At 65.2% G+C, this 24,316-nt stretch carries 18 protein-coding genes; 14 read left to right on the forward strand and 4 right to left on the reverse strand.

Features of this window, described 5'->3' with window-relative positions:
* Positions 1 to 25: 25 nt before the first annotated feature.
* The 6 genes from ENJ37_05005 to ENJ37_05030 all read left to right on the forward strand — a co-directional run bounded on the left by ENJ37_05005 (position 26) and on the right by ENJ37_05030 (position 7,853).
* A complete protein-coding gene (locus ENJ37_05005; GenBank protein HHL39843.1) occupies positions 26 to 1,075 on the forward strand; it encodes a hypothetical protein in 1,050 nt (349 codons plus the stop codon).
* A 16-nt stretch (positions 1,076 to 1,091) separates the two neighbouring features.
* On the forward strand, positions 1,092 to 2,138 hold the full coding sequence (locus ENJ37_05010) for a hypothetical protein (protein ID HHL39844.1): 1,047 nt from the start codon (positions 1,092 to 1,094) through the stop codon (positions 2,136 to 2,138).
* Between the two features lie 3 nt (positions 2,139 to 2,141).
* Positions 2,142 to 3,734, forward strand: coding sequence for a hypothetical protein (locus tag ENJ37_05015; protein HHL39845.1), 1,593 nt, complete (start codon positions 2,142 to 2,144; stop codon positions 3,732 to 3,734).
* On the forward strand, positions 3,731 to 4,882 hold the full coding sequence (locus tag ENJ37_05020) for a glycosyltransferase family 1 protein (protein HHL39846.1): 1,152 nt from the start codon (positions 3,731 to 3,733) through the stop codon (positions 4,880 to 4,882). Before ENJ37_05015 ends, ENJ37_05020 begins: the two co-directional genes overlap by 4 nt.
* Positions 4,883 to 5,281: 399 nt before the next feature.
* Positions 5,282 to 6,445, forward strand: coding sequence for a glycosyltransferase family 4 protein (locus ENJ37_05025; protein HHL39847.1), 1,164 nt, complete (start codon positions 5,282 to 5,284; stop codon positions 6,443 to 6,445).
* The gene (locus tag ENJ37_05030; protein ID HHL39848.1) at positions 6,291 to 7,853 is read left to right on the forward strand and encodes a sugar transferase; all 1,563 of its coding nucleotides are present in this window, start codon (positions 6,291 to 6,293) and stop codon (positions 7,851 to 7,853) included. The genes ENJ37_05025 and ENJ37_05030 overlap by 155 nt, the downstream gene beginning before the upstream one ends.
* 187 nt (positions 7,854 to 8,040) lie before the next feature.
* Here ENJ37_05030 and ENJ37_05035 read toward each other — a convergent pair whose 3' ends face one another.
* Genes ENJ37_05035 through ENJ37_05050 form a run of 4 tightly spaced genes read right to left on the reverse strand, consistent with a single transcriptional unit; the run spans position 8,041 to position 12,575 of the window.
* Positions 8,041 to 8,898: a class I SAM-dependent methyltransferase gene (locus ENJ37_05035; protein ID HHL39849.1), complete on the reverse strand. Its 858-nt coding sequence runs from the start codon at positions 8,896 to 8,898 to the stop codon at positions 8,041 to 8,043.
* Positions 8,899 to 8,912: 14 nt separating this feature from the next.
* Complete coding sequence (locus ENJ37_05040; GenBank protein ID HHL39850.1) at positions 8,913 to 9,575, reverse strand: hypothetical protein; 663 nt, start codon at positions 9,573 to 9,575, stop codon at positions 8,913 to 8,915.
* Positions 9,572 to 10,525: a glycosyltransferase gene (locus ENJ37_05045; protein HHL39851.1), complete on the reverse strand. Its 954-nt coding sequence runs from the start codon at positions 10,523 to 10,525 to the stop codon at positions 9,572 to 9,574. The genes ENJ37_05040 and ENJ37_05045 overlap by 4 nt, the downstream gene beginning before the upstream one ends.
* 43 nt (positions 10,526 to 10,568) lie before the next feature.
* Entirely contained in the window at positions 10,569 to 12,575 is a 2,007-nt protein-coding gene (locus ENJ37_05050) for a hypothetical protein (protein HHL39852.1), read from the reverse strand.
* 301 nt (positions 12,576 to 12,876) lie between these two features.
* Between ENJ37_05050 and ENJ37_05055 the strand changes: the two genes are divergently transcribed.
* From ENJ37_05055 to ENJ37_05090, 8 genes are all read left to right on the forward strand, one after another.
* The gene (locus ENJ37_05055; protein ID HHL39853.1) at positions 12,877 to 13,923 is read left to right on the forward strand and encodes a radical SAM protein; all 1,047 of its coding nucleotides are present in this window, start codon (positions 12,877 to 12,879) and stop codon (positions 13,921 to 13,923) included.
* Positions 13,924 to 13,976: 53 nt separating this feature from the next.
* Positions 13,977 to 15,014: a radical SAM protein gene (locus ENJ37_05060; GenBank protein HHL39854.1), complete on the forward strand. Its 1,038-nt coding sequence runs from the start codon at positions 13,977 to 13,979 to the stop codon at positions 15,012 to 15,014.
* The gene (locus tag ENJ37_05065; GenBank protein HHL39855.1) at positions 14,906 to 16,057 is read left to right on the forward strand and encodes a radical SAM protein; all 1,152 of its coding nucleotides are present in this window, start codon (positions 14,906 to 14,908) and stop codon (positions 16,055 to 16,057) included. The genes ENJ37_05060 and ENJ37_05065 overlap by 109 nt, the downstream gene beginning before the upstream one ends.
* 6 nt (positions 16,058 to 16,063) lie before the next feature.
* Complete coding sequence (locus ENJ37_05070) at positions 16,064 to 17,098, forward strand: glycosyltransferase (GenBank protein ID HHL39856.1); 1,035 nt, start codon at positions 16,064 to 16,066, stop codon at positions 17,096 to 17,098.
* A complete protein-coding gene (locus ENJ37_05075) occupies positions 17,010 to 18,020 on the forward strand; it encodes a glycosyltransferase (GenBank protein ID HHL39857.1) in 1,011 nt (336 codons plus the stop codon). Before ENJ37_05070 ends, ENJ37_05075 begins: the two co-directional genes overlap by 89 nt.
* A gap of 10 nt (positions 18,021 to 18,030) precedes the next feature.
* Positions 18,031 to 19,548: a radical SAM protein gene (locus tag ENJ37_05080; protein HHL39858.1), complete on the forward strand. Its 1,518-nt coding sequence runs from the start codon at positions 18,031 to 18,033 to the stop codon at positions 19,546 to 19,548.
* Between the two features lie 15 nt (positions 19,549 to 19,563).
* Positions 19,564 to 21,993, forward strand: a complete 2,430-nt coding sequence (locus tag ENJ37_05085; GenBank protein HHL39859.1) for a hypothetical protein — start codon at positions 19,564 to 19,566, stop codon at positions 21,991 to 21,993.
* A gap of 316 nt (positions 21,994 to 22,309) precedes the next feature.
* Positions 22,310 to 24,256 carry a PKD domain-containing protein gene (locus ENJ37_05090; GenBank protein HHL39860.1) on the forward strand — a complete coding sequence of 649 codons (1,947 nt, stop codon included), beginning with the start codon at positions 22,310 to 22,312 and terminating at the stop codon, positions 24,254 to 24,256.
* Positions 24,257 to 24,316 lie beyond the last annotated feature (60 nt).

The following is a 24,316-nucleotide window of genomic DNA, read 5'->3' on the forward strand; positions in this document are numbered from 1 at the left end:
CGGCAGTGGATGCAGGGAAGACGGCTTGAAGAGAAGGAGCTGCATACTCGCGGCCGCGGTCCTGGGAGTTCTCGCAGCCGCGGCCCTGGCCTTTTCACTGTGGTGGTGCGAGCCGTCGCGCCGGCTCGTCCGCGCCGTAGACCTCCACGCCACGGCCCCGGACGTGCGCTTCGGCGTCTACTTCTATCCCTGGTACGACAAGGGCCGCTGGGCCGTGCCCCGCCGCCACACCCCCCTTCGTGGCGAGTACGACTCGACCGACCCCGGGCTCATAGCCGCCCAGATGGACGAGATACGCTCGGCGGGCTTCGACTACGTAATCATCGAGATGGTCCCGCCCGACGACCACGCCTTCGGGGTGGTGGAGAAGGGCATCGAGGCGGCCGTTGCGAGGCTGCGCGAGATCGGCATGGAGTGGACCTTCCTCATCGACGCGGCCTTCCTGCTCGCCCCGGAGCGGACCGCGAAGATCCACGACATGATGGCATACATCGAAAAGCGGGGCTGGACCGACGGACTGACCGACGGGCCGACCGGCAGGGACCTGCTTCTGGTCTTCGCGCCCGACGCCCACGAGGCCGACCTGCTGCTCGACCGCTACGGCGGGCGCTACGAGCTGCGCTTTCCGAACTTCCATCCCCGCTGGTCCATGGCCGTTGACGAGGAGATCATCATACCGGGCCCGAGGACCGGGCGCCTGAGGGAGAAGGCCCGCACGGGGCGGGTCTCCATATACGAGTATCTCAAGGCCCTCGGTTTCATCGCCTTCTGGACGGAGACGGGGCAGATGCGCCTTTTCGACGGCTTCGTGTCGGTGGTGCCTGGCTATGACGACACGCTCCTGGAGCGCACTCCCCAGGTGGCCCCCATAGTGGGACGGCGCGAGGGACGCACCTACGCCGAACAGCTCGAAAGGGCCATGGCGCTGGGCCCCGAGCACGTGCTCGTCTACAGCTGGAACGAGTACCTCGAGGCCACGGCCATAGAGCCCACAAGGGAGTTCGGCCGTCTCTACGTGGATATGACCCGCCGGTTCATCGAGCGGGTGCGCTCGGCGCGGGCCCAGGCCCACTGAGCGGGCGGGGGTGCAGATGAGGTTGCGGGTCCTCGCCGCCGTCTTCGCCGTCCCCGCCGCGGCGGCTCTCATGCTCTGGTACGCCTGTCCGGAGCGCCGCGTAGCGGCGCTCTTCGATCCGCCCCGGGGCCTGGGGGACGTGAAGGTGGGCATATACTTCTATCCCTGGTACGACGACTCGCGCTGGCGCATCCCCCGCAGGCACACCCCCCTTGCCGGCGAGTACCGCTCTGCCGACGGCTCCGTCATAGCCGGCCAGATGGAGCTTATTGCCTCCACCGGCGTGGACTACGTGATCTTCGAGCTCGTCGCCCCCGAGGACCACGCCTTCGCCCTCGTCGAAGAGGCGATAGCCGCGGCGATCCCCCACCTTCGGAGGCTGGGGCTGCGCTGGAGCTTCCTCTTCGACGCCGCGCCCTTCAGGCGGCGCGACCGCGACAGGCTCCTGCCGCGGCTCTTCCGGCTCATCGAGGAGCGGGGCTGGACCGACGGGCTCGTGGATGGGCCGAGCGGCAGGGAGCTCGTCTTCGTCTTCTCGCCCGCCCCGAGCGAGGCGGCGGCGCTCCTGGAACGCTACGGCGGCCGCTACGAGCTCCGCTTCCCCATCTTCCTTCCCTCGTGGGACGCGACGCTGGAGCCCTCCAAGTTCGTCGACACGCCCTGGACGGCCGCCCTGCGCGATGAGGCCGCTTCCGGCGCCCTCACGCTCCACCGCTACTTCGAGGCCCTCCGCTACGTGGCCTTCTGGACCGGGACGGGGCAGATGCGCTCCTTCGACGGCTTCGTGGCGGTTGTGCCAGGCTACGACGACACGCTCTTAAGGCGCACGCCACAGCTTGCGCCGGTCCTTGCGAGGCGGGAAGGCATGACGTACCTCGAGCAGTTCCAGGCGGCCGCGCGGCTTGGCCCCAGCCATATCCTCATCTACGGCTGGAACGAGTACCTCGAGGCCACGACAATCGAGCCGGCCGTGGAGTACGGCTTCTTCTATACCGATCTTACACGGGAGTTCATAGGGCGACTGAAGGACGGCGGCCGGCACACGAGCGCCGCCGCGCACTGAGAGATGGAGATAGCGGTCCTGCATCACGAGGGGGAGGAGGTGGCAGGCGCCGTCGTGGAGGCGGCGATGGTCCGCTCCTTCACCGCCGGACAGGTGCGCCGCCGCACCTACGACACCATGGGGGAGCTCCCGGCCGGGGCCGTGCTCGTCGCCCCCGGCGACGGCGAGAGGGCCCTCGTGGAGAGGCTTTCAAGGGGAGGGCGCAAGGTCCTGGTCCTCGGCGAGCCCGGCCGTGAGGTCGCGCCGCTTCTCGGGCTCCGCACCGGCGCCCTGCCCGGCGAGGCGAAGGCGTGGCACCACGTGCGTCTCGACGGGAGTGAGCCCTTCAACGCTTCCCCGGTCTCGGTCCGTTACGACCGATCCCACGGCCTCGGCGCGGCGGCGGTCCTCGAGGAGCGGCCCCTTGCGCGATACGACTTCACCGACGAGTGGAACAACCTCGGCTACGGCCGCATGGGGCCATGGCCGGAAGAGGAGGGCGGCGGTCTCTGGGCCGTGGCCTGCCTGGCCGACGCCGACGGCGCGCGTCCCCTGGCGGCGCTCACCGGCGGCGGCCGCCGCCTCTCGCTCTACGCAGCGGTCCTCGACCTGCCCCATGCCTCGCTCCTGTGGTTCAACAGGGCCGCCGGGCCCGTGGACAGCGTGGAATGGCGGCTCGTCGAGACCTTCTTCTGCGACTACAGGGCCGGAGAGCTTCCGACCTTCCCGCTTCTGTGCGAGGTGCCCTACGGCCTCGACGGTCTGGTGACCATGCGCCTGGACTGCGACCAGGCCGTCTCGTCGGCCCGTTGCCTCTTCGAGCTCTACAGTGACGAGGGCGTACCCTTTTCCATGGCCGTGACGCCGGGGATCGGGCTCGACGGCGAGGACATGAGACTCCTGAGGGACGTTGCGCGAAGCGGAGGGTCGCTGCTCACGCACTCCATGAGCCATCGGCCCGACTGGGGCGGCTGTTACGAGGCGGCCGTCGATGAGGTGAGGCGCTCGGTCTCCTGGCTGGAAGGCCATATCGAGGGGGCCGCGCCGGTGCGTTACGCCGTCTCGCCCTTCCACCGCAACCCCCCTTTCGCCGTGAGGGCCATGGCCGATGCCGGCATCGCCGCCTTCGTGGGCGGCATAATACACAACGACCCCCAGTATCTACTGGGCCGCGCAGGCCGCGTCCCGGCCCTGCCGGAGTGCGCCGGACCCATGGTCTCGCTGAGCCAGCAGTGCATGCTCCACGGCGACTGCTTCCACCGCTACGGCGACAGCGTCGAGCCCTACATCGAGTCCTTCTTCAACCACCTCGCCGCGGGCTCGATCTTCGGGTACCTGGACCATCCCTTCTCCGAGGCCTACAGCTACGGCTGGCGCGACGAGGAGGAGCGGGCCGGGGCCCACAGGGCCCTGATGGATGCGGTTAAGGGCGCGGGGAACATCGGGTTTTCTTCGCTCGGCGAGTGTCTCGACTTCCTCGTCATGCGAGACCGCGTGGTGCTGAGAAGCGATGGGGGCCGCCTCGTCGCCGAGGGGGCGACGGAGCAGGCGGGCCTGGAGCTCGCCGTGCGCCGCGACGGCGAGGTGCGACGGGCCGTCGAGGTGAGAAGGCCGTGAAACGCGACATCATATTCTTCTCCACCGCCGACTGGGACAATCCTTTCTGGACCAACAAGCAGCACCTCGCCTCGGCGCTGGCCGACGAGGGCTTCAGGGTCCTCTACATCGAGTCGGCGGGGCTGCGGCGTCCCACGGCGCGGGCCGCCGACCTGCGCCGCATGTGGCGCAGGCTCGTAAAGGGCCTTTCCGGGCTCAAGAGGCCGAGAGAGGGGCTCTGGGTCTGGTCGCCCCTCGTCGTCCCGCTCCAGTCCAACCCCCTTGTCAAGGCCGTAAACGACGGCGTCATGACGGCGGCGCTGCGGCGACACATCCTGCGGCTTCGTTTCCGGGACCCGCTCTTCTGGACCTACAACCCCATGTCGCTTCCCCTTGCTCGAAGCCTCGGCCTCGACGATATAGTCTACCACTGCGTCGACGACCTCTCGGCCATACCGGGCGCGGCGGCCGACGCCGTGCTTCGGGCCGAGAGCGAGCTTGCGGGGGCGGCCCGCATGGTCTTCACCACGAGCCCGACCCTCCAGCGGCGCTGCGAGGCGGCGGCTCCCGGAAGGTGCCGCTGCCTGCCCAACGTGGTGGACTTCGACCACTTCTCAAGGGCCATGGAGCCCGGGGACGAGCCCGCAGAGCTCGCCTCGGTAGAACGGCCGAGGATAGGCTTTGTGGGCGCCCTGAGCGAGTACAAGGTGGACTTCGACCTCATCGCCGCCCTCGCCGCCCGAAGACCGCAGTGGCAGTGGGTCCTGGTGGGCAAGGTCGGCGAGGGCCAGCCCGGCACTTCGGCGCAACGGCTCAGGGCCCCCAATATCCACCTCGTCGGTCCCAGGCCCTACGCTCTTGTGCCGCGCTGGCTCGCCGCCTTCGACGCGGCCGTCATACCTGCGCCGCTCAACGACTACACGCGCTCCATGTTCCCCATGAAGTTCTTCGAGTACCTGGCCGCCGGCAGGCCGGTCGTCGCCACCAGGCTCCCGGCCCTCGTCCCCTACGCCTCCGTGTGCCGGCTCGCATCTTCGGCCGACGAGTTCCTGGCCGGCATCGAAGACGCCCTCTCCGGCAGGATCGACACGGCGGGGGGAGTGGAACTCGCCCGGCGTCACACCTGGAAGTGGAGGACAGGCGAAATGCTCAGACTCCTCGACCTGTGAGGGCACAGCCCCCCCGACTGCGCTCCTCCGTCTTTTTGCTGTATTTTCAAATCCTTGCACAGAGCCGCCCGTAACTTTCCACTTGAACCCTCGACCTCTCTGTCCTAAAATATGAGGAAACTCTGATTTATTACGCTGGGGGAAACTTTCTGTAGAAAGTTTCCCCCAGACCCCCTTCAAAGACTTTCAATACGAGGTGGTTTCCCCCTGTTTTGCCAAGCAAAACAGGGGGAAACCACCTCGCATTAAAAGTTTTTGGAGGGAGTCTGAGGGAACCTTTTTACAAAAAGGTTCCCTCAGTGCAATAAATCGGAGTCTCCATAACACCGGACGAAGCATATCTTCCGGCCGGCGGTCTTTCCGGTACGGCGCATGGGGATCGTCTGAAAGGATGTCATCGTGGGTCTCGAGGGCCTCAGGATAGCTATAGTCCACGACTATCTCAATCAGAGGGGCGGGGCCGAACGGGTCGTGGCCGCGCTCCACGAGCTCTTTCCCCGGGCCCCCATCTATACGTCCATCGTCGATTACGACAACCTTCTGCCCGAGCTTGCCGGCGCCGACATCAGGCCCTCGTGGATGCAGCGTCTTCCCGGGGTTCTGCGCCACTTCAAGAAGTATGTCATGCTCTATCCGCGGGTCTTCGATTCGTTGATGCTCGATGGCTACGACATCATCGTGAGCTCGAGCAGCGCCTTCGGCAAGGGGGCCACAAAGGCCGACCCCTCCACCTTTCACGTCTGCTACTGTCACACGCCCATGCGTTTTGTCTGGGACTACGAAAGCTACGTGGAGCGCGAGGGAATGGGGCCGCTCACAAGGGCCGTGCTCCCCCGGTTCATCGAGGGACTCAGGCGGTGGGACCTGGCCACGAAGGACCGTCCCGACCGCTACGTTGCCAATTCGTCGAAGACGAGGGAGAGGATAGCCCGCTTTTACGGCCGCCACAGCACCGTCATCTTTCCGCCGGTGGAGACCTCCAAGTTCACGCCTTCGGCCGGCGCCGGCGATTATTACCTGATAGTGTCGCGCCTCAACTCCTACAAGTCCATAGACCTGGCCGTCGAGGCCTTCAACACCCTTGGTCTGCCGCTCAAGGTCGTGGGCGACGGCCCCTACGCTCCTGCGCTGCGGGCCATGGCGGCGCGCAACGTGGAGTTTCCCGGTCCCTGCGGCGACGACGAGCTCGCCCGCTGGTACGCTGGGTGCCGGGCGCTCGTCTTTCCGGGCGAGGAGGACTTCGGCATAGCGCCGCTCGAGGCGAACGCGGCGGGCCGCCCGGTCATCGCCTTCCGCGGCGGCGGGGCCCTCGATACCGTGAAGGAAGGGGTAAGCGGCATATTCTTCGACGAGAGGACGCCGGAGTCGATAGCCGACGCCGTAAGGCGCTTCGAGGAGGGCGCCATGGATGTGGACCCCGCGGCCATACGGGCCCACGCCCTGCGCTTCGACAGCCGGGTCTTCAAGGAGAGGTTCCTGGGTTTTATCGAGGAGAAGTTCGAGGAGTTCGCGGGCGGCGGGCGGACCAGGGCCGCCGCCGGGACGGGAGGGCGCCGTGGTTAAGAAGAAGGCCCAGGTGCTGGCCGCCGCGGCCTACGGCATCGACATGGCGGCGACCGTCGCGTCCTTCTATCTCGCCTACTGGATAAGGGATACGTGGTTCACCTCCTTCGACAAGCTCTTCGGACTCGCCCAGTACCACTGGCTGCTGCTCTTCATCATCCCGATCTGGACGGCCGCCCTCTTCTACGCCGGCGCCTACAGGTTCTCGCTCACCTCGTCGCTCGTAAGGGACCTCGTGCGCGCCTGGACGGCCGTGCTCGTCGGGGCGCTCGCGCTCGCGGCCCTCATCTTCCTGTACAAGACCCTCTACTTCAGCCGGCTCTTCCTCGCCGTATTCGTCGCATCGAACCTGTTGACGCTGACCGTGACGCGGCTCGTCTTCTACAAGGTGGTGGCCTGGGGTCTGCGAAGCGAGCAAAACAGGAGAAACGTCATAATCGTCGGCACCGGCGGGACGGCACGCAACATCGGGAGGCTCGTGGCCGAGCACAGGGGCTGGGGCTTCAACCTCCTGGGCTACATAAGGGAGGACGATACCGGCGGGGAGGCGGGCGGGCTCGGCGCTCCCGTCATAGGGACCATAGGGGACATACCCGAGCTCGTGCGAAAGAGCGTGGTCGACGAGGTCATCTTCGCCGTCTCGCGCGAGCGTGTCGAGGAGCTGGAAAACATCTTCCTCTTCCTCGAGGACCACGGCATAAACGCCCGCCTTGCGCTCGACATCTTCCCCCACATGATAGCGAGGGTCCACATCGAGGAGATAGGCGATACGCCGCTTCTCACCTTCACCACCATACCGACCAACGAGGTGGCGCTGCTCGTCAAGCGCCTCGTCGACATAGTCCTCTCGGCGGCCGCTCTGGTGCTCCTCTCCCCGCTCTTCGCCGTCATACCGGTCCTCATAAAGCTCACCTCGCCGGGGCCGGTCCTCTTCGTGCAGAAACGCTGCGGGCTGAACGGCAGGGTCTTCGACTTCTACAAGTTCCGCTCCATGTACGTCGGCTCCGAGAAGATGAAGCCACGGCTTGCTTCCCTCAACGAGAACGACGGTCCGGCCTTCAAGATGCGCAACGACCCGAGGATAACGCCCGTGGGCAGGTTCCTGCGTAAGACGAGTCTCGACGAGCTGCCCCAGTTCTGGAACGTCCTCAAGGGGGACATGAGCATCGTCGGCCCGCGGCCGCCGATCCCCTCCGAGGTGGCCCGTTACGAGCGCTGGCAGAGGCGAAGGCTCTCCATGAAGCCGGGACTCACCTGCCTGTGGCAGGTGAGCGGGCGCAGCCTGCTCCACTTCCACGACTGGATGCGCCTGGACCTCCAGTACATAGACAACTGGAGCCTCTGGCTCGACATAAAGATAATGTTCAAGACCATCCCCGCCGTCTTCTCCGGCAAGGGCGCCTATTGAACTGAGGGAACCTTTTTGTAAAAAAGGTTCCCTCAGACTCCCTCCAAAAACTTTTAACGCCCTGCGGACCATCCCGATTCTGCTTGCAGAATCGGGATGGTCCGCAGGGGATTAAAAGTCTTTGAAGGGGGTCTGGGGGAAACGTGGGCCTGTGGCCCTTCTGCGGAAAGTTTCCCCCGGTGAAGGCTCAGCGGCGGCGGCCCACGGCGAGCAGGCTCGTGCCGTGGCCCATGCGCGAGCCGTCGATGACGGCGAGTTCTCTCTTGAAGAGCGCCTCCATGAGCATGCCGGCAGGGCCCTTTTTGGGCGCGTGGTCGGCCCTGGTCTCCGACAGGCGCGTCTTTTCATCGGCGTCCGTGCGGCCGAGCCCGAGCCGGTGGGGGAGGGTCCGCATGATGAAGAGGGGGGCGGCCATGAAGGAGAAGAAGAAGGTGTGGTACTCGGTCTCGAGGCCGGCCCCGTCGAGGGCGCGGCGGAGGGCGGCCGGGCCGTAGCGCCTGAAGTGACCGGCCCGCACGTCGGCGTGGCTCCAGAGCCAGTCGTGGGCCGGCACGGTCACGTAGAGCCTTCCGCCGTCACAGAGCGTCCTCGCCGCCTCGCGGAGCAGCCCTTCCGGCCTGCGCAGGTGCTCGATGACATCGAAGAGCCCTATGCCTCCGACCGTGCCTTCCGCAATGGAGAGCTCCTCGAGGCGGGCGTTTACCACCGTCTCCACGCCCCGCTCCACGGCGTTTAGGCAGCCGCCGTAGCCGGGCTCCACGAGCCAGGCGTCGAAGCCGGCCTTGCCGAGCGCCATGGTGACGAAGCCGTTTCCCCCTCCCACGTCGAGCATGGCGCCGGCCGGCGGGAATCGCCTGACCACGGTCGTGATGACGCTGTTTCTGTGGCTGAACCAGAAGGACGACTCTTCGACGGCGTAGCAGCGGTCGTGGCCGTCTTCGGGGTAGGAGATCTCCCTGTCCCGCTCCTGCGGCAGCCGCCATACCCCCCTTTCGTCGCGCCTCAGGCCCGCCGCCGGGAAGGGCCTGCCTTCACGGTCTTTCATGGCGCCGGGAGCGGTCACGGCCCGGTCCCGCCGCCCCGCAGGGGCCTGGCCGGCACGCCGGCCACGACCGCACCGTCGGCAACGTCCCCCACCACCACGGCTCCGGCCCCCACAACGCTCCCGGCTCCGATCCTCACCCGCTCCTTCACGACCGCGCCGGCGCCGATGTAGGCGCCATCGCCCACCGTCACGTGGCCGCAGAGCGTAACCCCCGGACCTATGAAGGCGAACTCTCCTATGCGGTTATTGTGGTTCACCACGGCGCCCATCCTCACGGCCGCCTGCCTCCCGACGACGACGTCCGCGCCGAAGAGCACGCCCGCCATGACCACGGCGCCCGTGCCCACCTCGACGCCGGCGAGGTCGCAGGCCGGGTGGACGAGGGTTGCGCAGCGCGCCCCGGCGGCCTCGATCCTCGCCGCCACGGCGCGCCTTGCCGCCGTGGTGGAGAAGACGTTGTTTACCAGCAGGCAGCCACGCTTCACGTACTCCTCTATGGCCTCGCCGCCGCCGAGTATGGGAAGGCCCATGAAGGATGTCTCCCTGCCGGCCTTCAGGTCGTCGAGGTAGCCCGCCACGCGGAAGGCAGGGGCCTCGGCGTTGACGGCGCCGATGAGCTTGAGAGTGTCGGGGTACGACGCCCCGTATATCAAGAGGTCTTCGACGGCGGCCTTCACGTCCTCTCCCTTATTATGTAGCGCGGCGAGTGGTTGACCTCCTCGATGATCCTTATGAGGTACTCGCCGATGAGACCCATGGAAAGGAGTATGAGGCCGCTGAAGAAGGTGATGAGCAGCACGAGCGTTATGAATCCCGGGGCGCTCACCTTGCCCTGCGCGTACCAGAAGGCGTAGAGGGCGGTGAGCAGCAGGCTCAGCGACGCCGCCGCGAGTCCCACGAGACTCACCACCTTGAGCGGCAGGGTGGAGAAGTTGAGGACGTTGTCGAGCGTGATCTTCACAAGCCTTGCAAGGCTGTAGCCCGAGCGCCCGTGCCTGCGCTCGTCGTGCTCGACCTCCACGTTGACTATGGAGCGGGCGTTCCTGAGAAGCAGCGGCGTGAGCACGGGATTGCGCGTCCTGTACTGGACGAGGGCGTCGCGCACGCCGGCCGTGAAGATACGGAAGCTCGACGTGGTGAGATCGCGGGGCTTGTTGAATATGACGCGGTATATCCACGACACGAAGGCCGTGCCCATGTTGCGGTAGAGGCTGTGGCGCTTGGTGCGGGGGGCGCCGATTACGCATTCCACCTCGTCGTCCGACTCTATCCTTGCGATGAGTTTCGGTATCTCTTCGGGCGGGTTCTGGAGGTCGTCGTCGAGGGTTATGACGTAACGGCCCCTGGCGTGATCGAGGGCGCAGAGCAGGGCCTTGTACTGGCCCACGTTGCTCATCATGCGAAATCCCCTTATGGCCGGATAGCGCTTCTTCAGCCTCTTTATCTCCCGCCACGAGCCGTCGCGCGATGCGTCGTCCACCAGTATGACCTCGTAGGGCCGCCCCGTGGCGTCCATTACGGCCGTGAGGCGCTCCATGAGCTCGGCGAGCGTGGCCTGCGAGTTGTAGACGGGGATGGTCACCGAGTAGACCGTCTCTTCTTCGTCCATGGAAAGGTGCTCAGCCATCGGGTATCCTCCGGGCAGCGCCGGCCGGGGCGGCGGGGCCTCGCTATGAGCGGCCCCCGCCCTCTTCCACGTAGAGGTCGAGGGTCGCCGTCTTCGCCCCCTTCTGGGCGAACCAGGCGACGTTCTCCTGGACAAGGTCGATCTCCACCGTGTAGCGGCCGGGCCTGCGCGGGGCGATGAAGCGCGCGCCGTTGACCGACGTCGTGCCCGGCGTCACGCAGTAGAGCGGCGTGCGCGAGAAATCCCGGTCGATCATGGCGCCGTCGCCGTCGCGCAGCTGCGCGCCGACGCGCACGGGAAAGAACCTCGTGGAGCAGAGCGTGTGGGTGCCCCTGTTCGTTATCTCCACCGGGACCACCACGATCTCGCCGGGCAGGGCGCGCACCTGCTCCACGGCGGCGCGCAGCTCCACCCGGAAGGCGCTCTCCGGGAGCCTGAAGTCGAGTGGCCGGGTGAGGGCGCGGTAGTCGCGCCAGGCCGGCAGGCGCTCGGTTATGTTGTAGTCGAAGGCGAGGATGCGGTACGGGCCGTGGGCGAGCTCGCGGGCCGGGCGGCCGAGCCGCGTAAAGAGGATTTCGTTGTCGATCTCCTCGCCCGGCGAGAGCATGATGAAGCTCGGTCCCCGGTGGTTCTCGGCCGCGTACCAGCGCCGCGACGACAGCCAGTAGTAGGGCTCCAGGAGTCCTTCGGCGTTTATGAGAATCTGGTTCGTCTGCACTCTCCAGTCCGAGAGGGCCGTTATGACGCCGGCGTTCCAGAAGGTGGCGTAGCCGTAACTCGCGCCTTCGGCCTCTAAGAAGGCCGTGACGTCGGAGAAGTGGTTCCTCTGACGACCGAGCTCGATGGAGCCGTCCGGGCGGACCTTCAGCAGCGCCGGTGCGTTGAGCAGGAGCATGGAGCTCAAGCAGAAGGGGAGCAGCGCCGCCGTCAGCGCCGCGGCGGACTTCTCGCCGAGGCGCAGGCCGTCGACGGACATGCCGAGGACGACGGTCGAGAGGAAGAGCGGATAGACGAGGTAGCGCGACGAGAACCTGTCTATGGTGACGGTGGTGAGGAGCAGCGAGAGCAGCGCCACCGTGAGGCAAAGGCCGTAGTAGGCCACCATCATCCGCAGGCGGCGGTCCCCGCCGCCTCTTGCGGCGACCAGCATCCACAGCGGCACCAGGAAGACGACGGCGGCGAGAAAGGCGCCGCGCAGCCAGTTGAGCGGCGCAAAGGGGATGTAGAAGGGGGCGCGTCCCGTGAAGACGCCGTTGAAGAGAAAGCCGAGGCCCTCCAGCACTATCCTTGCGTTTTCGGGGATCCTCTCGTAGGGGACGAGTCTTATGGGCGCGCCCGCGGCCGTGCCCTTGGAGGCCGCGAAGGCCCAGTAGCTCATGATTCCGCCGAGAGAGGCGAGCACCCATATGCCGGCGACAACGAGGTAGCGGTAGTCGCGCTCCCCGTGGCGCCTGTCCATGACCCATGCGCCGAGAAGCACGGCGACGAAGGGGAGGATGTTTCGCGCGAGGTTGGATAGGCCGGTGAGGGCGTTGAAGAAGACGAGAAAGAAGAGCAGGGCCGTCAGCGCCGCGGCCCGGCTCTCCCGGAGAAGGTCGCTATTGAGCAGGGAAAAAGAGACGGCCACGGCGGCCAGCGCCACGAGTGTGCCGTCGAGATAGGACGCCTGGCCGTACATGTACTCGGCGAAAAAGGACGATACCCCCGTTCCAAGGAGCGACGCCGTCACCAGGAAGCCTATGGAGGTGCGGCCTCCCATGACGGCCCTGACCGTCCACAGGAGGGCCGCGATGAAGGCGAGGACCGCAAGGCCCCGGCAGGCGATGGAGTAGCCCAGGAAGGGGGAGAAGAGGTGCATCAGGAGCGTGGGCTTGAGGAGCATTATGCCCGTGCCGTAGTTCCACAGCGCCGGAAGCAGCGACCACGAGTCGCGCTGTTCCCTGGCAAGCCCCATGTAGGCCGCCGAGTCGGAGTGGAATATGACCGGATATGTGACGAATATATAGAAGAGCAGCGACAGCGCGCCTGCTACGGCGGTCGCCTGGAGCATGAGTGCCGCAGGGCGGTTAAAGCTCAACGGTATTTTCCTCGATATTAATGTTGTCGTCCCGTGCGGGGCCGCAGGCCCCGCCGTGACGGCGCCATGTGTGCATTATAATATACAGTATGAGCCGGAAGCAGGGCAATACAAATCTCGACGGCGGCCATAGCGCTTGAAGGAGGTTCGGCGTAGTGGTAAGATCAGCGGAACAGACCGTTTCTTCCTGCAGTGTTCACGTCGAGGGCGCCGGACGGGCCGCCTCGGCCCTCACCGGCGGCTTCGAGCCGGCCCGCGACTCCGGGACCCCGTAATGTCTCTGTCAGCCAAATCGTCGTTTCTTCTCAGTCTCCTCTACGCCAGGGCAGCGGGCAGGAGGATACCGCTCACCGTCATATTCAACGTAACGGACCGGTGCAACCTCAAGTGCGCCTACTGCTACGCCGGGTACCACAGGCGCCGGAAACCGGAGCTCACGACCGGCCAGATAAGGCGCGCAATCGACGAGCTCGCGGAGATGGGCTGCCGCCGCGTGAGCATAAGCGGCGGCGAGCCGCTTCTCAGAAAGGACATAGGCGAAATAATAGGGCACGTCAGGTCGCTGGGGCTCATGTGCACGGTCAACAGCAACGGCGCGCTCGTGCCCCGCAGGATCGACGACCTCCGGGGCATAGACGCCCTCGCCCTGAGCCTCGACGGCGACAGGGAGGCCCACGACGCATACCGCGGCGAGGGGAGTTTTGATCGGGTCATCGAGGCCATAGAGGCGGCCAGGGCCGCGGGCATAAGGGTCCACACCAACACGGTCCTTACGAAAAAGAACCTCCATACCGTCAAGTTCGTCCTCGATCTGGCCGATGAATATGAAATAATGGCCGAGTTCAACCTCTGCATCGCCTATCTCTTCGACAGGGACAAGGCGGCCGACTACAAGAGCGACGACGAGAAGATAAGGGATGTGCTAAGAGAGATCATAAGGTACAAGGACGAGGGCAGACGCATTCTCTTTTCGCGGCAGGCCTACGAGCTGAGCCTCAAGTGGCCGAGCTACGACATGGAGTCGGTCTTCGGCGAGGAGCCGGACTTTCCCCACGCCCGCTGCGCCGCGGGCCGCTACTTCTGCTTCTTCGACACCGACGGCACGCTCTACGCCTGCCCCCATCTCATGGGTCTGCAGAAAGGGCGCAGCGTCGTGGCCGACGGCCTTGCAAGGGCCTTCGACGGCCTCGACGACCACGACTGCAGGGCCTGCTACCAGGTATACCACAACGAGTTCAACCTGCTCTTCGGCCTCGACTGGAGGGTGCTGGCCAATCAGATACGGAACAACCTCTTTTCCTTTCACCGCGAACGAGAATGAGGGGCCGTCTCCCTCGTGCGGAAGGCTTCCCCGGCAACGGAGGGTTATGACCAATGAGCCTTGCTGACAGGGCCGTATTCTTCGGGAGGGTCATAAAGTCGCGGCTCACCGGCGCGCGCGCGCCGCTCGTGGTTGTGCTCAACGTCATCAACCGCTGCAACCTGCGGTGCATATACTGTTACGGCGAGTACTACGACAGGAAGGTCGCCGACTTCACCACCGGCGAGCTGAAGGACCTCATAGACGAACTCGCCGCCATGGGCACCAAGTCCATAACCATAGGCGGCGGCGAGCCGCTGCTCAGAGGCGACATAGGCGAGATAATAGCCCACGTCAAGAGCCGCCGCATCGAGTGCGGCATGAACACCAACGGCACTCTCATACCGAAGAAGATCGACGCCGTCTCGCAGCTCGACTCGGTCTGCGTGAGCCTCGACGGCGACGAGGTGCCCAACGACCTCAACCGCGGCGACGGCACCTACCGCCGCATCGTGGAGGGCATAAAGGCCGCCAGGGCCGCCGGCGTCCACGTCCACACCAACACGGTGCTCACGAGGAACAGCATAGGGTCCATAGACCATATCATGAGGCTCGCCCGCAAGCTCGGCTTCATGACGGAGTTCAACCTGCCCTTCTACCTCGGCGAGAGGGACTCGAAGAACGACGAGCTCTATCCAGACGACGAGCAGTGCCGCCGGGCGTGGCGCAAGATACTGGACTACAAGGCCAGGGGCTATCCCGTGCTCTTTTCGAGGGCCTCGCACCTCTACGCCCTGCGCTGGCCCGACTACCGCCGGCGCGTCTACTACGACGAGGACCCCGACTTCGATTACATACGCTGTTACGCCGGCAGGCTCATGTGCTTCATAGACAGCGACGGGTCGGTCTACCCCTGCGCGCAGCTTATCGGCACCTTCGAGGCCCGCAACATACGCGACGAGGGCGGCTTCGCCGCCGCCTGGGAGCACCTGGCGTCAAACCCATGCAGGACCTGTTACTTCACGTGCTTCAACCACTTCAACCTCATCTTCAGGCTCGACGCCTCCACCATCGCCGAGACCGTGAAGAACACCTTCAGGGAAGCGCTCTGATGTCAGCCGTGTGGGAGAAGGCCGCTTTCTTTCTGAAACTCCTTCGCCTCAGGGCCACCGGCGCCAGGGCGCCCCTCTTCGTCTTCTTCAACGTCACCAACAGGTGCAACGCCCGCTGCTCCTACTGCTTCGGCGCCTACTACGAACGTTACGCAAGCGAGCGCCGCAGGGAGCTCACGACGGGGCAGATACTCTCCGTCATAGACGGGCTCTCGGATATGGGCACGCGCCGCATAGGCATCACGGGCGGAGAGCCCCTTCTGAGAGAGGACATAGCCGAGATCATAGCCCGCATAAGGGAGCGGGGCATGAGCTGCGGGCTCAACACCAACGGCTTTCTCGTGCCCGCGAGGCTCGACGACATCAGGGGCGTGGACAACGTGACCATAAGCCTCGACGGCGACAGGGACGCCCACGACGCCAACAGGGGAAAGGGGAGCTTCGACAGGGTCATGGCCGCCGTGGAGGCCGTGAGGGCCGCCGCCATACCGCTCCACCTGAGCACGGTCGTGACCGCGCGCAACAGGGACTCGCTCGATTTCGTAATGGAGTTCGCCAGGCAAAGGGGCGTACCCGTCCAGGTGAGCCCCCTCTACGAACGCTTCTGGGGCGAGAAGGACGAGGGCTTCCCGGCAAAGCTCGATCAGGGGGAGCTGCGCGAGACCATCGGGCGCGTCATGGAGTACAAGCGCCGGGGATACCCGGTCTTCTTCTCGCTCAGGACCTACGAGAAGATACTGGCCTGGCCCTACGGCGACCGCGACAGGGTGGTGGGCGAGGAGCCGGACTTTCCCCACGCCCGCTGCTACATGGGCCGCCTGCTCTGCACCATCGACGCCAGCGGCGACGTCTACCCCTGCGCCCAGCTCGAGGGCTTCAGGGTGAAGAACGCCGTGGAGGACGGCCTGCGCGATGCCTTCGACAACATAGCGGACCACGACTGCCGGGCATGCCTCTGGGCCTGCTACAACGAGTACAACCTCCTCTTCGCCCTCGACCCCGCCGTCCTGTGGAACACGGTGAGGAACGCATTGACGCACTGAGGGGCCATGGACAACGGTACGGACATATCGGTCGTAGTGCCCGTCTACAACGAGCGCGAGGTGCTGCCCCACCTCTACGAGCGGCTCGCCTCGGTGCTCGAGGGCCTGGGGATGAGCTACGAGATAATCTTCGTCAACGACGCGAGCACCGACGACTCGCTCCATATCCTGCGGGGCCTTCACGAGCGCGACGGCCGCGTGAAGATACTCTCCTTTTCGCGCAACTTCGGCCACCAGACGGCCGTCACCGCCGGGCTCAACTTCAGCCGCGGCCGCGCCGTCGTCGTCATGGACGGCGATCTCCAGGACCCGCCCGAGTGCATACCGGCCTTTGTCGCCAGATGGAGGGAGGGCAACGAGGTCGTCTACGGCGTCAGGAGAAAGCGCAAGGAGAGCCTCATGAAGAGGGCGCTCTACAAGGTCTACTACCGGGTGCTGCGCCTCCTCTCCAAGGTGGACATACCGCTCGACAGCGGGGACTTCTGCCTCATGGACCGCAAGGTGGTCGAGCTCCTGAACCACATGCCCGAGCGCAACCGCTTCGTGCGGGGGCTGCGCCGCTGGGTGGGCTTCAGGCAGGCGGGCGTGCCCTACGAACGCGACGCCCGCTACGCCGGCGAGTCGAAGTACACCTTCTTCAAGCTCGTAAAGCTCGCGCTCGACGGCATCGTGAGCTTCTCGGAGCTGCCGCTCAAGGCCTCGGTGCTCATAGGCTTCGCCATATCGATAATGACGGTCGTATACTCCTTCTATCTCATAGTCAACAGGATCGTCCACCCCGCAAACCAGATACCGGGCTGGACGTCCATCATCGTGGCCGTCACCTTTCTCGGCGGCATAGAGCTCATGGTCATGGGTTTCCTCGGCGAGTACCTGCTGAGGATATACGACGAGGTCAAGGACCGTCCCCAGTACATACTCAACGGGGTCATAGGATTCGAGGAGAAGGGCGATGCCGAGGGTGTCGGTGGTGATTCCGGCCTACAACGCGGAGAAGTACATAGAGAAGTGCCTGGCCTCTCTCAGGGCCCAGAGCTATGACGACTACGAAGTGATAGTCGTCGACGACGGCTCCACGGACCGCACGGCCGAGCTGGCCGCCGCATACGCCCGTGTCGTGAAGGCGCCGCGAAACCTCGGCGAGGGGGGCGCCCGGAACCTCGGCGCCCGCGAGGCCGAGGGCGAGATACTGGCCTTCACCGACGCCGACGTGGTCGTGCCCGAGGACTGGCTCGAAAAGATCGTCGCCACCATGGACAAAGAAGGGGTCGAGTGCGTGGGAGGCGGCTACTGCGGCTCCATGGGCGACGGCTTCATCGAGCGCTTCGCCTTCCACGAGCTCGCCTACAGGCGAAAGGACCTCGCCGGAGAGGTCAACACCATAGTCTCCAACAACTTCGCCTGCCGCCGCGACGTCTTCTGGGAGTTCGGCGGCTTCCCGGAGCGCTACAAGGTCGAGGACCTGCGGCTCTCCTACCTCATAAGCAGGAAGTACAGGATCCTGTGGGACAGGACGAACGGCGTCTACCATCACTTCCGTCCCGACCTCTACGGCTACCTGCGCCAGATGTACTACTTCAGCAGGGACACGGTCTGGACCTACTACAGCTACCCGGAGCTCGTCTTCCACAGGACCCACCAGGGCAGGCTCATATACGTCGAGATAATGAGCGTGCTCGCCGCCCTGGCGGCCGCTCCCCTCTGGCCGGCGGCGCTGCTCTTTGCGCCCATGGCCGTGGGGGCCCTCAACTACGGGTTCCTCAGCCACCTCGCCCGAAACCGTCTGTCCGTGGCCCGGTCCATGGGCGTTATCATAGCGAGAGACCTTGTCGTCTCCCTCGGCATCGTCACGGGCGCGGCGCTCTGCGCCGGCGACGCATGGTCGCGGCGCTTCGGCTCCGCCAGGGGATGCGCGGAAGCGGGGAGCGACACCGATGAAGAGAGAAAGGACTTCGTGAAGTGAGGAGACCGTTATGAAGATACTTCTTGTAAACCCTCCGTGGTACAGGCTCCAGGGCGCCTCTCTGGTGCACTATCCGCCGGGTCCCTGCTTCGTGGCCGGGGCGCTCGAGAAGGCGGGCTACGAGCCGGTGGTCTGGAACGCCGACTTCGACCCGGCCGTCAGGTCCGTCATAGGGGGCACCAACGTGCTCGACACCGACGAGCTCACGCAAAAGCACAGCATCTACCAGAAGAACCTCAACGACCTCTCGGCGCCCGTGTGGCGCGAGGTGGCCTCCATGATCGAGCGCTTCGCACCCGACGTGCTCGGCGTCTCGGTCTACAGCGCAACATACAAGGCGGCCCTCAACGTGGCCCGCATAGCAAAGGAGGTGAACCCCGCCGTAACGACCGTCTTCGGAGGCATACACCCCACCATAGCCACCGAGGAGGTGGCCTCGCAGCGCGACGTGGACTTCGTCGTCTTCGGCGAGGGCGAGCGCACGGTGGTGGAGCTCGTGGGGGCCCTGGAGGCGAGAGACGGCGCTGGCCGCGACTTCTCCTCCATAAAGGGCATCGCCTTCAAGGACGGGGACGGCAACGTGGTCAGGACCGAGCGGCGCGAGTACATAGAGGACCTCGACGCCGAGGTCTACCCGGCCCGCCACCTCATCCACGACGTGGAGAGCTACCCGCCAACGGCCTTCCAGGGCATATACGGCTCGCGGGGCTGTCCCTTCAAGTGCATATTCTGCGGCTCCTTCAACCTCTGGGGCTACAGCGTGAGGACCAGGAGCGCCGAGACCCTGGTGGCCGAGATCGAGGAGACACACCGCCGCTTCGGCACCCGCTACTTCTACCTCTGCGACGACATATTCTTCATAAACCGCGAGCGGGCGCGCCGCTTCTGCGAGCTGCTCATCGAAAAGGACCTGGGCGTCATGTGGTCGGCCCAGACGAGGGCCGAGATGGTGACCGACGAACTCCTTGCGCTCATGAAGAAGGCCGGCGGCCAGCACGTGGCCATTGGGGTCGAGACCGGCGACGAGAGGATAAGAAAGCTCATAAAGAAGGGCAACACGCTCGAGCAGATGCGCCGCGCCGCAAGGCTCGTCCACAAGCACGGCCTGACGCTCGTCGGCTTCTTCATGTTCGGCTTCCCCTGGGAGTCGCGCGAAGAGATAAGGCGCACCGTCGAGTTCATGAAGGAGATAAACCCGACAATCGCCTTCCCCTACATAGTCACGCCCGCCCCGGGCACGGAGTTATCGCAGATATCGCACGAGATGGGCCTTGTGGGACCCGACCGGGAGCTCGAGAACTTCTACCACGAGAGCCCGGAGATGTGCCTGAGCGTCAACATCCCCGAGGAGGAGAGAAAGGGCATAATCGACGAAACGCTCAAGGTCTTCGCCGAGCACAACAAGAAGCGCTTCAGGCTCGACGTGCTGAAGAGGCCGCGCTTCTACTACACGCTCTTCCACGACTTCGGGTTCTTCAGAAACCCCATGCAGTTCGTCCAGGTCCTGAGGGACGTGGTCGCGGGCTGAATAGAGGCCGCGGCTATGGAGCAGCACAAAGCAGCGCAGCGCCGCAGCGCCGCCCCTGTGCTCGTCGGCGCGGCGGCGCTCGCCGCCTTCGCGCTCCTCAGCCGCGGGCTCATCACGGGCGACGAGATATTCACCCACGACTCGCTCCTCTCCTACGGCCCCTTCCACTACGCCCTCGACGCCATGAGCGAGGGAATAGTGCCGCTCTGGGACCCCTACAGCATAACGGGGCTGCCCTTCTATCCCAACCTCAACTTCTCGTCCCTCATAGACCCGCTCATACTGCCCTTCATCCCCCTTGCGCGGCTTTCCGGTCCCGACTTCGTGCTCTGGTACGTCCACTTCTGGCTCGTAAAGCTCCTCGTCTTCGCCCTGGGCGCCTATCTTCTCTTCTCCCGTGTGGCCGGGAGCAGGGCCGCCGGGGCCGCCGGAGCGGGCGTTCTCCTTCTGGCCGTCGCGCCCGTCTCCTTCAGGCAGCTCGGCGTCATATGCGCGGTCTACCTGACGCCCATGGTCATGTATCTTCTGCTGCGGCTCTTCGACCCTGGCACGAGACGGCAGACGAGGCTTCGCCTCGCGCTCTTCGTCCTTACGGCAGGCGTCTCCCTGAACCTCTTCATCCCCGTCTACTTCCTCTTCAACATCGTCTTCTACGCCGCCGCCCTTGTGGTCGCCGGGGCCGTGAAGTGGAGGGAGGGGCTCGCGAGGTTCCGGGGCGAAGACGGCCCCGGCCTCCTATTCCTGCTGTTCGTGCTCGCCGCGGCCGTCATGATCTGTGGTCCGCTCCTCGCCCTCTACATCGACTCATCGGGCGGCGAGATATTCCCCCACATACGGATACTCCAGAAGAACGGCTGGGTCTACAAGCAGATGATGGCCTCGGAACTGGCCGGCGACGTGCTCTCCCACAAGTTCACCAGGTCCCTGGGCGTGTACAGCTCGCTGGGCAACCTCGTAAACCTCGTCTATCCCGACATGTTCCGCTCCTACTTCGCAAGGGCCGACTACTTCAGGATGAACGACCTGACGAGCGAGGTCTTCCAGTACATGGGCATCGTGCCCTTCGTGCTGGCCCTGGCGGCCCTTGTGCGCTCGCGCTCGCCCCATCGCCTCGCGGCCCTTCTCATGGTCGTGATCACAGGGGTGAACATGATAAGCCTCGAGGGCGTGCACGACAGGGCGCCCAACGTGGTGCAGAGGCTCTTTTCCGCCGTATTTCCGCCCCTTGAGATGATAGACGTGAAGGAGCAGTTCGGGGGGTTCTTCCTCCTCTACCTCTCCATGCTCTTCTCGCTCGGCGTAAGGCCGCTCTTCGAGGGCCGGGACTTGGGGGCGGCGGCGCGCTCGCTCCTGCGTCCCGTGCTCGTCGCCTCGGCGGCCGTGCTCGCCTTCAAGCTCGCCGTCTCGTGGGCCTGCTTCGGGCGCCTGCTCTTCGTCTCGGGCCTCGATCTCCTCTGCCTCGCCGTGCTCGCCGCCTTCTGCGCCCTCCTCGTCCTCTTTGCGGGGACCGGCAAGGAGAGACGGCGGCCTCTGTTCACGGTCCTTCTCACGGCCTTCCTCTTCATCGACCTAACGGCCGCGGGCGCCGCCATGAAGCGTTACGTGGTCCAGCCCAACACCCTCTCCCCCGTCCTGAAAAAGCACGCCCGCAAGGGCTCTTTCGGCGAAGACTTCGAGCTCTACCGCATCCCCTTCATGGACGTGAGCCTCGTCTACGCCGAGGCGGTCTTCAAGCGGAAGAGCTCCATCGCCCCCGGCGGCGTCCACAGGCAGATGTTCACCACCAAGCGCTACTACGACCTCCTCACAAACGTCCCTCTCGAAAAACACTTCGCCCTCACCGGCATCGTCTATCCCCTGTTGCGGTTCGTCCCCGCCGGTGACGCCGAGCTCGTCCCGGGCAGACGGGAGGCCTTCTCGGCCGTAAGGGAGGCGACCATCGAGGAACTGGGCCGCAAGGTCTTCATAGAGAAGGACGGCGCCGCCGGGGGGCCTGCGGCGGACTTCAAGAGCCTGGACGAGTTTCCCGACGCCCCCTGGCTCATGGCGGTCAACGTAAAGCGCGCCTACCGCCGTTTCCTCGAAAGGGAGAAGGCCCTTGTGGAAGGGGCGAGGAGACGGGCCGGCGACTATATCGAGACCGACCGCTTCGGGGTGCGGCTCCTGGAGTTCACGCCCAACACGGCGGTCTTCGGCGTCCGAAGCCGCGTCGACGGCTATCTCTACTACAACGACGGCTGGAGCCGGTACTGGAGGGCGACGGTCGACGGCCGCGAGGCGGAGCTTCTCGTGGCGGACTACAATTCCAAGGCCGTCGCGCTGTCGGCCGGCGAGCACACCGTAAGGCTCGTCTACGACCCCCTGCACTACAGGCTCGGTCTCTTCGCCTACCTCGCGGCAATCGCCGCGCTGCTGGGGGTCGTGCTCCTCAACACACGCCGTTGAAGGTCCTGCGCCTCCTCTCCGGGACCGGCTTGAGAAAAAGACGCGGCGGGGTGTTTTTTGTCTTGAGGCCGGCGGCACCCCGTGTTAAGGTCGCAGAGATGACCTTTCCCGCCTCTGCCTTGCCTCCCAAGTGCTTGATTTTAATAGCAGTTCCATTTCCGTTACACTTTCCGGCGCCACGGCGCCAGCCTCTCCCCTGAAAGACGAGGGACGAAAAAAAGCTGCCTGTGACCGGCGTCACATACCGTCTTACGCCCCTTTGCTATCATGGAGACAGGATAAAGAAGAAGAGCTTGCAGTGCATACACTTACAAATATGAGAGAACGGGGGCTTGAGATGAATAGGGGAACGGCAAAGACAAGGACGGCGGCGGCGGTGCTCATCTTCGCACTGTTTTTCCCTGTGGCGTCGTCGTATGGGGCCGATGCTACACTCACGTGGAACCCTCCGACCACGAACACCGACGGCTCTCCGCTCACTGATCTCGACGGTTACTACGTCTACTACGGCACCACGTCCGGCAGCTACGACCAGAAGGTCGACGTGGGCAACATAACGGAGTACAAGGTCACGGGACTCACCTCCGGCACCCGCTACTACTTCGCCGTGACGGCCTACAACACGGCCGGCAGGGAGAGCTCCTATTCGGCGGAGAAGAGCAAGGTCGTCTTCGACGCCGACACCACGGCTCCCTCCATATCGGGCGTATACGTATCCAACATCGGCCAGACGAGCGCCGAGATAAACTGGACGACCGACGAGGACGCCGATTCGCTTGTCCGTTACGGCGTCACCGCCTCCTACGGTTCCAACGTCTTCGACTCGTCCATGGGCAAGGCCCACACCATGGTCATAAGCGGGCTCAGCCCCTCGACGACCTACAACTTCCAGGTGCTCAGCACCGACGCCTCGGGCAACCAGGCCTCTTCGGGCAACTACACGTTCACCACCGCCGACGTGCCCGACACGACGGCCCCCGCCATCTCGGACATCAGGTTCACCGACATCACCTCTTCGTCGGTGACCGTCACGTGGAAGACCGACGAGCCCTCCACCTCGCAGGTCGAGTACGGCCTCGACACTTCCTACGCAAGCGCGAGCGCCCTGGACTCGACGCTCACCACGTCACACCGGGTCGTGATCACCGGGCTGTCGGCCTACACGACCTACCACGCGCGCGTCATCTCGGCCGACGCCGCCGGCAACAGCGCGGTTTCGAGCGATCACTACTTCATAACCTCCAACACGGCGCCTTCCATAACGTCGCTTGACGCCAGCCCCTCGTCGGGCTATGCGCCGCTGTATGTGAGCTTCACGGCGGCGGCCTCCGACGCCGACGGCTTCGTGGCGAGCTACGAGTGGGACTTCGACGGCGACGGCGCCTACGACGACGACACGGGCACGGTGGCCGCGGCCTCCCACACCTACACGTCGCCCGGCACCTACACGGCCGTCCTCAAGGTGACCGACAACGGCGGCGCCTCGACGACGGCCCAGGTTACGGTGACGGTCAAGGACGTGGTCAACACCCTGCCCGTAATATCGTCCTTCACGGCCGATCCCCTCTCGGGCACGGCCCCCCTCGATGTGACCTTCAGCGTGTCGGCCTCCGACGCCGACGGCTCCATAGCGGGCTACGAGTGGGACTTCGACGGCAACGGCACCTACGAGGCCTCGACCTCCACCGTGCCGGTCTCCCACACCTACACGGCCCCGGGGACCTACAAGGCTGTGGTGAGGGTCACCGACGACGACGGCGCCTCGGTGACGGCCTCGGTGACCATAGAGGTGGCCGACGCGTCGTCCAAGGGCGCCGACACGACGGGGTCGACGACGACGACCACCACCTCGGCGGACAACACCACCACCTCGTCGCTCGCCGCATCGACGACGGCCCAGGGGCCGGTGACCTCCGACGGCGGCAACTGCTTCATCGCCACGGCCGCCTTCGGCAGCTACCTGGACCCCCATGTGAACGTCCTCAGGCAGTTCAGGGACGAGTACCTGCTGACCAACGCCGCGGGCAGGGCGTTCGTGGACTTCTACTACGCCGTATCTCCTCCGCTCGCGGCCTTCATAGCCGACCACGACTGGCTGCGGGCCGCTGTCAGGGTCGCTCTCACCCCCCTCATCTTCGCCGTGATGTACCCCGCGGCGGCGTTCATCGCGATGGCCGTCTTTGCGGCCGCCGCGGCCGTGAGCGTCTCGCTCTACCGTGACCACCGCCGCCGCCGCGCTCTCAGGAAAAAGTACTCCTTCTGAGCCACGTCCTCTCATCCTCGCCGCCGCGTCCCGGCCTGCCCGGTCCACGGGGGGCCGGGC

This window comes from Deltaproteobacteria bacterium (genome assembly GCA_011375175.1).
Taxonomy (GTDB): Bacteria; Desulfobacterota; GWC2-55-46; order GWC2-55-46; family DRME01; genus DRME01.

Excerpts from the sequence above, each read along its gene's own strand:
- ENJ37_05010 (HHL39844.1), top strand. The coding sequence starts at position 1,092 with ATGAGGTTGCGGGTCCTCGCCGCCGTCTTCGCCGTCCCCGCCGCGGCG.
- ENJ37_05015 (HHL39845.1), top strand. The coding sequence starts at position 2,142 with ATGGAGATAGCGGTCCTGCATCACGAGGGGGAGGAGGTGGCAGGCGCC.
- ENJ37_05030 (HHL39848.1), top strand. The coding sequence starts at position 6,291 with ATGTGGACCCCGCGGCCATACGGGCCCACGCCCTGCGCTTCGACAGCC.
- ENJ37_05035 (HHL39849.1), bottom strand. The coding sequence starts at position 8,898 with ATGAAAGACCGTGAAGGCAGGCCCTTCCCGGCGGCGGGCCTGAGGCGC.
- ENJ37_05045 (HHL39851.1), bottom strand. The coding sequence starts at position 10,525 with ATGGCTGAGCACCTTTCCATGGACGAAGAAGAGACGGTCTACTCGGTG.
- ENJ37_05050 (HHL39852.1), bottom strand. The coding sequence starts at position 12,575 with ATGCTCCAGGCGACCGCCGTAGCAGGCGCGCTGTCGCTGCTCTTCTAT.
- ENJ37_05055 (HHL39853.1), top strand. The coding sequence starts at position 12,877 with ATGTCTCTGTCAGCCAAATCGTCGTTTCTTCTCAGTCTCCTCTACGCC.
- ENJ37_05060 (HHL39854.1), top strand. The coding sequence starts at position 13,977 with ATGAGCCTTGCTGACAGGGCCGTATTCTTCGGGAGGGTCATAAAGTCG.
- ENJ37_05065 (HHL39855.1), top strand. The coding sequence starts at position 14,906 with ATGCAGGACCTGTTACTTCACGTGCTTCAACCACTTCAACCTCATCTT.
- ENJ37_05070 (HHL39856.1), top strand. The coding sequence starts at position 16,064 with ATGGACAACGGTACGGACATATCGGTCGTAGTGCCCGTCTACAACGAG.
- ENJ37_05075 (HHL39857.1), top strand. The coding sequence starts at position 17,010 with ATGCCGAGGGTGTCGGTGGTGATTCCGGCCTACAACGCGGAGAAGTAC.
- ENJ37_05080 (HHL39858.1), top strand. The coding sequence starts at position 18,031 with ATGAAGATACTTCTTGTAAACCCTCCGTGGTACAGGCTCCAGGGCGCC.
- ENJ37_05085 (HHL39859.1), top strand. The coding sequence starts at position 19,564 with ATGGAGCAGCACAAAGCAGCGCAGCGCCGCAGCGCCGCCCCTGTGCTC.
- ENJ37_05090 (HHL39860.1), top strand. The coding sequence starts at position 22,310 with ATGAGAGAACGGGGGCTTGAGATGAATAGGGGAACGGCAAAGACAAGG.